The organism is Pseudomonas sp. TWI923 (assembly GCF_039673365.1).
Taxonomy (GTDB): Bacteria; Pseudomonadota; Gammaproteobacteria; order Pseudomonadales; family Pseudomonadaceae; genus Aquipseudomonas; species Aquipseudomonas sichuanensis.
In genome coordinates, this window is sequence record NZ_JBDJLM010000017.1 from 36,619 (window position 1) to 49,481 (window position 12,863).

Annotated in this window: 6 protein-coding genes; 3 read left to right on the top strand and 3 right to left on the bottom strand. The window is 63.1% G+C overall.

Features of this window, described 5'->3' with window-relative positions; all coding sequences use genetic code 11:
* Positions 1 to 2: 2 nt before the first annotated feature.
* Positions 3 to 3,902, bottom strand: a complete 3,900-nt coding sequence (gene purL, locus ABE459_RS09905; RefSeq protein ID WP_323830256.1) for a phosphoribosylformylglycinamidine synthase — start codon at positions 3,900 to 3,902, stop codon at positions 3 to 5.
* A 290-nt stretch (positions 3,903 to 4,192) separates the two neighbouring features.
* On the opposite strand from purL, the gene mltF reads away from it, so the two are divergent.
* A complete protein-coding gene (gene mltF, locus ABE459_RS09910) occupies positions 4,193 to 5,650 on the top strand; it encodes a membrane-bound lytic murein transglycosylase MltF (protein WP_323830257.1) in 1,458 nt (485 codons plus the stop codon).
* Between the two features lie 77 nt (positions 5,651 to 5,727).
* On the opposite strand, the gene tadA is transcribed toward mltF, so the two are convergent.
* Positions 5,728 to 6,207 carry a tRNA adenosine(34) deaminase TadA gene (gene tadA / locus ABE459_RS09915; protein ID WP_323830258.1) on the bottom strand — a complete coding sequence of 160 codons (480 nt, stop codon included), beginning with the start codon at positions 6,205 to 6,207 and terminating at the stop codon, positions 5,728 to 5,730.
* Entirely contained in the window at positions 6,207 to 7,589 is a 1,383-nt protein-coding gene (locus tag ABE459_RS09920) for a multicopper oxidase family protein (protein WP_125859980.1), read from the bottom strand. Before ABE459_RS09920 ends, tadA begins: the two co-directional genes overlap by 1 nt.
* A 205-nt stretch (positions 7,590 to 7,794) precedes the next feature.
* On the opposite strand from ABE459_RS09920, the gene ABE459_RS09925 reads away from it, so the two are divergent.
* Together ABE459_RS09925 and ABE459_RS09930 are read left to right on the top strand one after the other, a co-directional pair.
* Entirely contained in the window at positions 7,795 to 10,737 is a 2,943-nt protein-coding gene (locus tag ABE459_RS09925) for a membrane-targeted effector domain-containing toxin (protein WP_346648020.1), read from the top strand.
* Positions 10,738 to 10,949: 212 nt separating this feature from the next.
* Positions 10,950 to 12,830, top strand: coding sequence for a sulfatase-like hydrolase/transferase (locus ABE459_RS09930; RefSeq protein ID WP_323830260.1), 1,881 nt, complete (start codon positions 10,950 to 10,952; stop codon positions 12,828 to 12,830).
* Positions 12,831 to 12,863 lie beyond the last annotated feature (33 nt).

The window sequence follows — 12,863 nt, forward strand, 5'->3', positions numbered from 1 at the left end:
CCTTAGTTCACCCAGACGCGCGCGTTACGGAACATGCGCATCAGGGCCGCGTCTTCCTGCCACTCGTCCGGGCGCCAGGAGTTCTGCACGGCGCGGAACATACGCTCAGGGTGCGGCATCATGATGGTCACGCGACCGTCACGGCTGGTGAGGCCGGTGATCCCGCGCGGCGAGCCGTTCGGGTTGGCCGGGTAGGCTTCGGTGACCTTGCCGTGGTTGTCGACGTAGCGCAGGGCCACGCAACCGGACAGGTCGGCTTCCAGCAGTGCCTCTTCACTTGCGAACTCGGCATGGCCTTCACCGTGGGCGATGGCGATCGGCATGCGCGAACCGGCCATGCCCTGCAGGAAGATCGAGTTGGACTTCTGCACCTCGACCATGGCCACGCGTGCCTCGAACTGCTCCGAGCGGTTGCGCACGAAGTGCGGCCAGTACTCGGTGCCCGGGATCAGCTCGTGCAGGTTGGACATCATCTGGCAACCGTTGCACACGCCCAGGGCGAAGCTGTCGGTACGCTCGAAGAACGCCTGGAAGGCATCGCGGGCACGGGCGTTGAACAACGCCGACTTGGCCCAGCCTTCACCGGCACCGAGTACATCGCCGTAGGAGAAGCCACCGCAGGCCACCAGGCCCTTGAAGGCTTCGAAGTCCACGCGGCCAGCGAGGATATCGCTCATGTGCACGTCGATGGCGGCAAAGCCTGCGCGGTCGAAGGCGGCAGCCATTTCGACCTGGCCGTTGACGCCCTGCTCGCGCAGGATTGCCACTTGCGGGCGTACGCCCTTCTTGATGTACGGCGCGGCGATGTCATCGTTGACGTCGTAACCCAGCTTGACCGACAGGCCAGGGTTGTCTTCCTCGAGCAGCAGGTCGAATTCCTGGTCGGCGCAGTCGGCGTTGTCGCGCAGGCGCTGGATCTGGTAGCTGGTTTCGGCCCACTGGCGCTGCAGCAGGCGACGATCGCCCTTGAACAGCTCGATGCCTTCGAAGTTGATCAGGACTTCGCCATTGTTGATCGGCTGGCCGATCACCGCGACGCAGTCTTCACCCAGCCCGGCGGCGCTGAACTGTGCCAGCACTTCACCGGTGGCGTCCTGACGCACCTGGATCACCGCACCCAACTCCTCGTTGAAGAGGATGGCAGCAACCTTTTCACGCTTGCTGGTCAGGGTGTTCAGTTCCAGCTCGAGGCCGCAGTGGCCAGCGAAAGCCATTTCCAGCACGGTGGTCATCAGGCCGCCGTCGGAACGGTCGTGGTAGGCCAGCAGGTGACCATCGGCGTTCAGGCCCTGGATCACGGCGAAGAACGCCTTGAGGTCTTCGGCGTCGTCGACGTCTGGTGCCTGGGCTGCGATCTTGCCGTAGGTCTGGGCCAGGATCGAGGCGCCCATGCGGTTCTTGCCGCGGCCCAGGTCGATCAGGATCAGGTCGGTCTCGCCCTTGTCCATGCGCAGTTGCGGGGTCAGGGTCTGGCGGATGTCGGTGACCGGGGCGAAGCCAGTGATGATCAGCGACATCGGCGAAGTAACGCTCTTCTCGCCGCTCTCATCGCTCCACTTGGTCTTCATCGACATCGAGTCTTTGCCGACCGGGATGGTAATACCCAGCTCCGGGCACAGTTCCATGCCCACAGCCTTGACGGTGTCGTACAGGCGCGCGTCTTCACCCGGGTGACCAGCGGCGGACATCCAGTTGGCCGACAGTTTGACGTCGGACAGTTTTTCGATGCGCGAGGCGGCCAGGTTGGTGATGGTCTCGCCGATGGCCATGCGGCCGGACGCCGGGGCATCCAGCAGTGCCAGCGGAGTACGTTCGCCCATGGCCATGGCTTCGCCGGTGTAGACGTCGAAACTGGTGGCAGTGACGGCGCAGTCGGCCACCGGGACCTGCCACGGGCCGACCATCTGGTCGCGGGCGACCAGGCCGGTGATGGTGCGGTCGCCGATGGTGATCAGGAAGCTCTTGCTGGCCACGGCCGGGTGGTTCAGCACGCGCTGCACAGCCTGGTCCAGGTCCAGCTTGCTCGGGTCGAAGTCATCGCCCAGTTCGGCTTCGCGGGTGACCGAACGGTGCATGCGCGGCGGCTTGCCCAGCAGCACGTCGAGCGGCATGTCCACCGGGGTGTTGCCGAAGTGGCTGTCGCTGACGGTCAGGTGCGGCTCTTCAGTCGCCTCACCAACCACGGCGAACGGGCAACGCTCGCGCTCGCAGATGGCCTGGAAGCGCTCGAAGTCCTCAGCGCTGACCGCCAGCACGTAGCGCTCCTGGGATTCGTTGCTCCAGATTTCGTGCGGGGCCATGCCCGGCTCGTCGTTGGGCACGTTGCGCAGTTCGAAGCGCCCGCCGCGGCCGCCATCGTTGACCAGCTCGGGGAAGGCGTTGGAGATACCGCCGGCACCCACGTCGTGGATGAAGGCGATCGGGTTCTTGTCACCCAGCTGCCAGCAGCGGTCGATGACCTCCTGGCAACGGCGCTCCATTTCCGGGTTTTCGCGCTGTACCGAGGCAAAGTCCAGGTCAGCCGAGCTGGCACCGGTGGCCACCGACGAGGCGGCGCCGCCGCCCAGGCCGATCAGCATGGCCGGGCCACCGAGCACGATCAGCTTGGCGCCGACGGTGATTTCGCCCTTCTGTACGTGGTCTTCACGGATGTTGCCCATGCCGCCGGCGAGCATGATCGGCTTGTGGTAGCCGCGCACTTCTTCGCCGTGGGGGGTGTTGATGCTCTGCTCGAAGGTACGGAAGTAGCCGGTCAGGGCCGGGCGACCGAATTCGTTGTTGAACGCGGCGCCGCCCAGTGGGCCTTCGATCATGATGTCCAGCGCGTCGACGATGCGCTCCGGCTTGCCATAGGCTTTTTCCCATGGCTGTTCGAAGCCTGGGATACGCAGGTTGGACACGGTGAAGCCGGTCAGGCCAGCCTTGGGCTTGGCGCCGCGACCGGTAGCGCCTTCGTCGCGGATTTCGCCGCCGGAGCCGGTGGAGGCGCCGGAGAACGGGGCGATGGCGGTCGGGTGGTTGTGGGTCTCGACCTTCATCAGGATATGCACCGGCTCCTGCACCGCGCCGTACTGGCGGGTTTCAGGGTTCGGGAAGAAGCGACCGGCCACCGAACCGACGATCACCGAGGCGTTGTCCTTGTAAGCGGACAACACGCCTTCGCTGTGCATCTGGTAGGTGTTCTTGATCATGCCGAACAGGCTTTTTTCCTGCTCCTCGCCGTCGATGTCCCAGCTGGCATTGAAGATCTTGTGGCGGCAGTGCTCGGAGTTGGCCTGGGCGAACATCATCAGTTCGATGTCGTTCGGGTTGCGCTTGAGGCCCTGGAAGGCGTTGACCAGGTAATCGATCTCGTCCTCGGCCAGGGCCAGGCCCAGGTCGATGTTGGCCTGGGCCAGGGCGGCGCGGCCACCGCCAAGGATGTCGACCGAGGTCATCGGCTTGGGCTGGGCATGGCTGAACAGGTCGGCTGCCTGCTCCAGCTTGGCCAGCACGCGCTGGGTCATGCGGTCGTGCAGCTCGGCGGCGATCAGCTGGGCATCGGCCTCGGACAGTTCACCGGCGACGTAGTAGGCGATGCCGCGCTCCAGGCGCTGGATCGACTGCAGGCCGCAGTTGTGGGCGATGTCGCTGGCCTTGGAAGCCCAGGGCGAGATGGTGCCCAGACGCGGGACCACCAGGAACAGGCGGCCGGTCGGCTCCTGCACCGGCACGCTCGGGCCGTACTTGAGCAGACGGCCCAGCACCTGCTGCTGGTCGGCGGTCAGCTCGCCGTCGACGTCGGCGAAGTGGGCGAATTCGGCATACAAACCAGTAACAGCGGGGACTTTCTGGCTCAGTTGCTCGAGTAATTTACCGTGGCGAAAGGCAGAAAGGGCAGGAGCGCCGCGCAGGATCAACATCGTCGGGACAGCCTCAGGAAGGGGTGTGCTTAGAGGCCGTGCATTCTAGCCTAGTTTGCAGGCTTTCGGCACCCGCTCTAAGCCAATGCTGCCGGGCGGTGGAACCGGACCTCGGGGTCAAAAAAGCAGCTGCAAGCTGCAAGCTCCAAGCCACAAGAAAAAAGCGAGCATGCATGCCCTGCTTTTTGCTTGCAGCCTGCAGCCTGTCACTTGCAGTTCAGGTCAGCTAGCAGACCTGCCAACCATTGTCGAGATATGGCGCCAGCAGTCCTTTGCGTATACTGCACGCTATGTTCGCCCACACTGCTTTGCGCCAGCGTTGCGCCAAATGGCTCTTCGCAACCGGACTCTTCCTGATGCTCGGTGCCTGCGTTGAAAAACCCAGCACCCTCGAACGCGTCAAGGAGGACGGCGTATTGCGCGTGATTACCCGCAACAGCCCGGCCACCTACTTCCAGGACCGCAACGGCGAAACCGGCTTCGAGTACGAGCTGGTCAAGCGCTTTGCCGACGACCTTGGGGTGAAGCTGCAGATCGAGACCGCCGACAACCTCGACCAACTGTTCGACCAGCTGGGCAAGCCGTCCGGCCCGGTGCTGGCCGCCGCCGGCCTGGTCAGCAGCGAGCGGCGCACCACCCAGGCGAAGTTCTCCCACCCCTACCTTGAGGTCACGCCCCAGGTCATCTACCGCAATGGCCGTTCGCGCCCCACCAATGCCCAAGGCCTGGTGGGCAAGAAGATCATGGTGCTCAAGGGCAGCAGCCACGCCGACCAGCTGGCGGAACTGAAAAAGCAGAACCCAGGGCTGGAATACGCAGAGTCCGACGCCGTCGAAGTGGTCGACCTGCTGCGCATGGTCGACGAAGGCCAGATCGATCTGACCCTGGTCGACTCCAATGAGCTGGCGATGAACCAGGTTTACTTCCCCAACGTGCGCGTGGCCTTCGACCTGGGCGACAGCCGCGACCAACGCTGGGCGGTGGCCGCCGGTGACGACAACAGCCTGCTCAACGAGGTCAACGAGTTCCTCGACAAGGCGCAGAAGAACGGCACCCTGCAGCGCCTGAAAGACCGTTACTACGGCCACGTCGATGTACTCGGCTACGTGGGCGCCTACACCTTCGCCCAGCACCTGCAGCAACGCCTGCCCAAGTACGAGAAGCACTTCAAGAGCTACGCCAAGGTCGAGCAAGTGGACTGGCGCCTGTTGGCGGCCATCGGCTACCAGGAATCCATGTGGCAACCGGAGGTCACCTCCAAGACCGGCGTGCGCGGCCTGATGATGCTCACCCAGCGCACCGCCCAGGCCATGGGGGTGTCCAACCGCCTCGACCCCAAGCAGAGCATCCAGGGCGGTGCCAAGTACTTCATGAAGATCAAGGAAGAGCTCGACGACAGCATCAAGGAGCCCGACCGCACCTGGTTCGCCCTGGCCGCCTACAACGTCGGCAGCGGCCACCTGGAAGACGCCCGTACCCTGGCCAAGCGCGAAAAGCTCGACCCGAACAAGTGGCTGGACGTGAAGAAGATGCTGCCGCGCCTGTCGCAGAAGCAGTGGTACAGCAAGACCAAGTACGGCTATGCCCGCGGCGGTGAGCCGGTGCACTTCGTGGCCAACATCCGTCGTTACTACGACATCCTCACCTGGGTGACCCAGCCGCAGCTCGAGGGCCAGGTGGCCGAAGGCAACCTGCATGTGCCAGGGGTGAACAAGGACAAGCCGGCGGAGCAGTCGCCGGCGATGTAATCCCGGCTTCCCATGGCGCCTGTGGGAGCGGGTTTACCCGCGAAAGGGCCGGCACAGGCGACACAAGACTGCCAGAGCTACCCCTTCGCCCTACGGGCCTTGAAGAACTCACTCAGAATCGCCCCGCACTCCTCGGCCAACACCCCGCCCTCGACCATCACCCGATGGTTGAGAAAGCCCTGCCCGAAGAACTGCCCCTGGCTCTGCACGATGCCGGCCTTGGGCTCCAGCGCCCCGTACACCACCCGCGCCACCCGCGAATGGACGATCAGCCCGGCACACATGCTGCAGGGTTCCAGGGTCACGTACAGGGTGCTGCCCGGCAGCCGGTAGTTGCTGGCGGACTTCGCCGCAGCGCGGATGGCAACCATCTCGGCATGGGCGCTGGGGTCGCTGTCGATGATCGGCCGGTTGAAGCCCTGGCCGATCACCTGGCCGTGCTGCACCAGCACCGCCCCCACCGGGACTTCGCCCAGGCTCGCGCCTTCGGCGGCCAGTTGCAGCGCCAGGCGCATGAATTCCTGATCGCGGCTGCGATCGATGATCTGCGGGCGCATCAGACCACCGCGATCGCGGCCATCAGGCCGGTTTCCATGTGGTCGATGACATGGCAATGGAACATCCAGGTCCCCGGGTTATCGGCCACCAATGCCACCTGGGCCCGCTCGTTCTTGCCCAGCAGGTAGGTGTCGGTGAACCACGGCTCGACGATCTTGCGGCGATTGGACGCGATCACCTTGAAACTCATGCCATGCAGGTGGATCGGGTGCTGGTACTGGGTCATGTTCTTCAGCTCGAAGATGTAGCTCTTGCCCTTCTGCAGCGTGGCGATCGGTCGGTCGGCGCAGGTCTTGTCGGTGATGTCCCAGGCCTGGCCGTTGATCTGCCACAGGCTCGGCGGCTTGCCGTTGTCGGTGTTCACCGAGACCTTGCCGACCCATTCGAAGTTGAAGTTGAGCTTCTCGGCGTTCTGCAGGTCCGGCTCGGCAATCGGGTTGGCCGGCAGCGCCTTGGGCCAGTCGCCCGGCGCCTGGTTGCTGGCCACCGAGCGCAGGGTACCCAGGCGCACGAAGCCGTCACGCAGGGAAACCTCCTCGCCCGCCTCTGGGATACGGATGGCCAGGCAGATACGCATGCCCGGCCCGAGCCAGTAATCGTCGTCCAGAGGGCGCGGCGTGACCGGGTTGCCATCGAGGGCGTAGATCATCGCCTCGCAGTTGCCCTTGAGGTTGAGGCGATAGGTCCAGGTGTTGTCCAGGTTCAGCAGGCGCACCCGCACCACCTGCCCGGCCGGCAGCTCGGTGACCGAGTCGGCCTGGCCATTGATGGTGATCAGCCGGCCTGCGGTGCCATTGCGGGCAGCCTCGCGCGGCACGCTGAACGGCATCCAGGCGCCCTGCTCATCGACATGCCAGTTTTTCAGGCTGAGGGTGCGCTCATGCGCGAAGCCGGTCGGCTCGCGCTCCTCGACGATCAGCGGGCCGACCAGCCCACGGCCGAGCTCCTCGGAGCTGCTGACGTGCGGGTGGTACCAGTAACTGCCCGCATCCGGCACCTTGAACTTGTAGTCGAAGTACTCGCCCGGCTTGACCGGCAACTGCGACACATAAGGCACCCCGTCCATTTCCAGCGGCAGGCGGATGCCGTGCCAATGAATGGTGGTTTCCACCGGCAGGTGGTTGATGAAGCGCACCCGCAACCAGGTGCCCTGACGTACCCGCAGCTCGGTACCCGGCGCCGACGGGCCAAAGGCCCAGGCCTCGGTCTTGAAACCCGGCACCAGCTCGACATCCAGGGGGGCAGCGATCAGCTCGTAGTCGTGCCCGGCGTTGTCATCCTCGACCTTGCCCAGCCAGTAGCGCGCCGCGCCCCCGGCGCCCAGGCCTACCACCACCAGGCCAGTCAGGCCCTTGAGCATTTGTCGACGGGTAAAGGACATCGGTGCGGGTACCTCGTTTCTGCACAATCAACACACCGGCAACGGCCGGCGATGAAGGGCGAATACGATACACCTGCATTTGCGAAATATTAAGTGAAAGGACACATTTAAGCCCGAGCCTGTCCAGGCCCCAAGCAATATGTACCACCAGCATGGCTACGCTTCCGACAGGCTGACATCCGTACCTCCCACACGGATAAAAGCAATGTCACTCGACCCCATGCATACCAATGAACAAAAAGCCCTGCACGACCTGGCAAGCCAGCTGATCGCAGACTGCCCGGACATGCGCGAAATGGCGCGCCATGTCGCGCAGCAGGTCCTCGAACGCAACGGCTTGCGCTCGCTGGACCCCGACAAAGTTTTTCTGCATCGATTCAAAAGGGCCGTCAGCAGCCCCAGGACGTTCAATGGATGGCAGCATTTCGAAACCCCTTACCAGTCGCTGACCTTGCCTCAGCTGGTAATGCATCGCTTCAACGTCAGCGAGCAGGACAATACCGACCTGCTCGGCTACCTGGTCGGTTTCTACAGCGATGGGCCGGACAAGGGTGTGTACGACGAACACAACGAAGTGAGGCTCGATGCCAGGCAAGTCATGGACTACTTCTGGAGCATCGATTTTGCCGCCGACTTCAACAAGCACCTCAGCGCGTTCTGGTCCGGGCAGTCGACACAGTTCCGCACCCTGGCTAAAGCCAACTTCCTGAGCAAGGTGCTGGAAGTGTGCGCCCACGACCCGGGTTCGGCGCTTGCCCGGTGCTGCGGCGAGGTCTCGCAGGCCCTCGTTGGCGGACAGTTCTGGCCACCCACCCAGGAACAGTTGCAGCAGGAAGTCGCCCCAAGCCCAGAAATTCGCCTGTGCGCCCTGGATATCGGCGGCCATGTGGCAACCGATATTCTGCGGGTGGAAATGCAAGACGGTCGGCAATTGCTCTACTTACCCGGCGAAGTCGATGCCCTGCAGCTATTCCCGGACAGCAACGAACTGTTCTGGTGGGTGCTCAATCACAACAACCAGGCCGAGAACCGCGTCCGCTTCATGGGGCACTTCTCGCTTGCCGATCGCGAAGAAGGCGACAGCAATGTCGGGCTCAACCACCTGGTCGACCTGCTGTACCAAGGCTGGGGCAGAAGCGACTACTCGGGCCTGAATACGCTGAACCTGACGATCCAGGGCGACGCGTTCAGCTGGCTACGGGACAAGGCTCACCAGCGCATGCTGGATGATGCGTATTTCTCCTTGCGCGCCAATAGCGACCTGCGCAAGCAAATGTGGATCGGCTACCTGAAAGCATTCGCGCAGGTGTTCGGGCCTATGGCGGCTGTGGACTGGCCCGTCGCGCTGGCGGTGGTCGGCGCGGGCCTGGCCGAGACCGGCCTGAACATCGACCAGGCGATCAATGGTCATACCACGCGCGACCGCAAGGCCGGCGTCACAGGCGCGATCTTCGCCGCCATCAACACGTTGTTCAATGCCACCTTCCTACGCGGCGCCCCTGGCAAACCTCTGGCGGAGCTGGGAGAGTCTGCCGAGGCCGCAGAAGCAGGCAGCATCGAAGAAGACGCCGCTTCAGCCGAGCAAGGCGAGACGCAAGCCCAGGAAGAGGATCGCGCCATTGAGGCGGATGACCTGCATGCCTGGGTGCCTCGCCCCTTCTGGCCGGGTGAGAGCTGGGAGCTGCTGGCCCCCTTCGAAACCAACGTACTGCTCACCGGCGAACCCGGCTCCGGCGTGCTCGAAGGCGTCTACACCCAGGACGGTCAATTCTACGTGCTGGTCGACGAGCTGCCCTACCAGGTGCGCTATGTGAACGAGCTGAAGACCTGGACCATCGTCGATCCCGAAAACCCGTTCTCCTTCTACAAGAGCCAAGGCATTCGCCTGGCAGCCGATGGTCAGTGGTATCCCCTCGAACGCCTGGGTCTCAATGGAGGCGGGCTCTCGCGACTGAAAGTCTGGGGGCGCACCGGCAACGGGGCCAGCCTGCCTGCACTTCCCGAGACGCCTTATGAGGTTCCGGCGAACCAGCGCCCGCTCTTGAGAGCGGTCACCGACCTGGAGCTCACTGGCGACCGGCTGGACATCACAAATCCACAGCGCAATACGGCCATTCAACACTTCCTCGAATTGCGCGAGCAATTGGCGGCTGACGCGGCCAGGTTCATGCAGGCGCCTGAACTGCCGCCGCGACCACGGATTCCTGAGCCTGTCGCCAATTCGACACCCAAAGACCTGTTCAGACAGATCTATGACAACACCAATGGCCTGGTCGTCGGGGAAGCCCACAGCGGTATCGGCAGCAAGCGCTTGCTGATCGACAACATGAGCTTGCTGCGCAAGTTGAAAGTGAAAACGCTGTACATGGAACACTACCAGATCGATTTCCAGCAGGCCGACCTCGACATATTCAACCGCACCGGCCAGATGAGCCCGGACCTGGATACCTATGTCAGCAGCCAGGACAGAGGCCACTTTACCGACCCCTCGGGCCGCTACACATTCCGCCAGGTACTGGTAGCGGCACAAAAGAACGGCGTGCGGATCCAATCCATCGACTGCATGGCGAGCTACAGACAGCAGTGGTCCACCGCGCCGTCCAAGGTGGCGCGCCAGCAAATGATGAATTTCTACGCTCACCGTATCATCCAGGCCGATCAGGCGGTACGCGGTCCAGGGAGGTGGGTGGCCCTGGTGGGCAACACGCATGCCAGCACATTCGAAGGCGTCGCAGGGCTTGCCGAAACGGAAGGTGCCGTTGGCCTGCGTGTCGAGGATGTACCGGTAGGCCAGCCGGACAGCTTCGACACCGATCCTGGACTCGACATCAGCGACGGCCAGGTATTGCGGGTCAAGAGCGACCTGCGCCTGCGGGCGGCCGTGGACTCGTCTCGCCCGGCCACCAAGGACTTCGATACGCTACTGCCACGCCCAGGTGACTACACCCTCGAGCATGAAGGTGGCAATTCGGTTGTGGTCAGCAGAGGCCGTGACATGACCCTGCGACGCACCCTGATCAAACGCGAAGGCCGCTATATCTACATCGAACGACCGGAATGGGGATCGCTACATGAACGTCGGCTGCCGCAGCTCGCCGACCTGCACACCTTCCTCGCGCTGCGCGGAATGCACTACATCGGCACTTGAGGACCAATAAACCGGGCAATGCCGACAAGTGTGCTGCATAGCGCACTTGTCGTACCCATCCTCCGAGTCGGGCACCAGCCTCACGACGGCTCGTCGACCTTGCGCAGTTCTGGGCCGGCTGCTTAAGTTCTTGCAATCGAGGCCTGCCAGCGACGGCCTGCCCAACGCCCGTTGAGCACATTCATCCCTTCGACGAACTGGGGCTTGAAACCATGTGGAAAAGGACTTGGCCGCTGCACATCGCCCTACTGCTCGCCTTATCTCTGTTGCTGGTGCCGAAGATCATCCTGATCGACTACTTCGCCAATCGCTGGATCGACACCAGCCCGTCCAGCATCGCCCTGTACCTGCTGCAGGACCTGCTGTTGGCCGCGCTGGTCTACCTGCTTGCCATCACCACGTTGCGCAGGCGCAAGTACAGTTTCTTCCTGGTCGCGTTCCTGGCCGGCGCCCTGCTGCTCCTGTTGCTCATCGACATGCGTGTGAGGGAGCTCTGGCTCAAACCGCTGGACTGGCCGCTGATCCAATACAGCCTTGAGAATGCCAGCAACCTGACGTCGGGGGCGCCGGTGTTCCTCAACCAGCTGGCAGGTTTTGGCCTGACCTTCCGCTTCATCGTATTCGTGCTGTTCCTGGCTTACCTGGCTGCTTGGGGGCTGGTGGGCCTGGCCACCTACCAGGCGTTCAAACGCCCGCCTGCCGCGCCGGCAAGGGCACGCACGCTGGGCTTGGTCGTATTGCTGTGCGGCCTGCTGCTGGGGGCGATCTTCGCCAAGGACGCCCGCTATGACCTGAACGACAACATCGTCACCCGCTCGCTGGTCTCAGCCCTGCAGAACGCCACCCAGGTGAATGCGAGCCTGCACCCCAACCTGCTGCCCTTCGAACAACCCGCTTACCCCGTGTCCGCCATCAATACCCTGCCCAAACTCGACACCGCGCCCGCAGCAGACTTCAAGAACCTGGTGTACATCGTCATGGAGTCGGTGCGCTGGAACAGCATTTTCGGCGCCGATGTCCGCACCGCCCAGCGCTACCCCACCTTCGACAGGCTTGCGCGCGAGGGCATGCTGTTCAAGTCGTATGTGACGGTGCCCCATTCATCCAAGGGTTACTACTCGATCTTCACCGGGCAGCACGCCTACCCCGGCGTTGAAATCAAAGAGGCGATGCCCCTGCACCAGCCCGGCGTGATCCATGAACTGCAGCAGAAAAACAACATGCAGGCTATCGCCTTCAGCTCACTCTTCCTGCAGTTCGAGAACATGGACGGCTTCCTCAAGTCCATCGGTGTGGCCAACGCCTATGCCGTCGCCGACATCGCGCCCGCCAACACACTGGCGCAGAACAACAGCAGCTTTGGCGACAGTGACGAGCTGCTGTACACATCCAGCATTCCCCACCTGCAGGCCATCAGCAAAACCGGCAAAGGGTTTATCGCCTTGTACTTCCCAAGCGCCGCGCATTACCCCTACGACTGCACGGGCACGTCCGCCTCGCAGTCAGCGCTGGAAAAGTACGAAACCTGCATCGAGACCACCGACACCCTGATCGGGCAAATGCTCGAGGGGTACGACAAGGCGGGCCTGCTCGACTCCACCCTGTTCGTGCTGGTGGGCGACCATGGCGAGTCGTTCGGCGAACACGGGCTGTTCATTCACAACTCGTCCATGCACGAAGAAGAAGTGACCGTGCCGCTGATCTTCTGGGCCAAGGGCAAGCCCCTGGCCAAGCCGATCTCGACTACCAGCCAGCAGACCGACATCGCCCCCACCATTGCCGACTTCTTCGCGGTGGCCGACGCGCCGTTCAACGTGCAAGGCATCAGCTTGCTCAGGGACCACGGCAAGCGGGTGTTCTACATGTCGACGTTCTTCGACCAGTTGTCCTCGGCACTGGTGGAGCACCCGTACAAGTACATCTACGAATACAGCCCGGATACCCTGGTGCGCTACCACCTCGAAAACGACCCACAGGAAAAGAACCCTCAGCCGGTCGAAGGCGACGCGTTCACGACCCTGAAGAACCGCCTGCTGTCCTACGACGCGTACCAGAAGGCGCTGTTTGCAAAAGACCCCAAGCCAGGCGAGTGATGTGCAATTATCCTCCGGCCATACGCACTCACA

What these genes read in the sequence shown, in the direction of transcription:
- purL (WP_323830256.1), bottom strand. Translation starts at nt 3,902, where the DNA reads ATGTTGATCCTGCGCGGCGCTCCTGCCCTTTCTGCCTTTCGCCACGGT.
- mltF (WP_323830257.1), top strand. Translation starts at nt 4,193, where the DNA reads ATGTTCGCCCACACTGCTTTGCGCCAGCGTTGCGCCAAATGGCTCTTC.
- tadA (WP_323830258.1), bottom strand. Translation starts at nt 6,207, where the DNA reads ATGCGCCCGCAGATCATCGATCGCAGCCGCGATCAGGAATTCATGCGC.
- ABE459_RS09920 (WP_125859980.1), bottom strand. Translation starts at nt 7,589, where the DNA reads ATGTCCTTTACCCGTCGACAAATGCTCAAGGGCCTGACTGGCCTGGTG.
- ABE459_RS09925 (WP_346648020.1), top strand. Translation starts at nt 7,795, where the DNA reads ATGTCACTCGACCCCATGCATACCAATGAACAAAAAGCCCTGCACGAC.
- ABE459_RS09930 (WP_323830260.1), top strand. Translation starts at nt 10,950, where the DNA reads ATGTGGAAAAGGACTTGGCCGCTGCACATCGCCCTACTGCTCGCCTTA.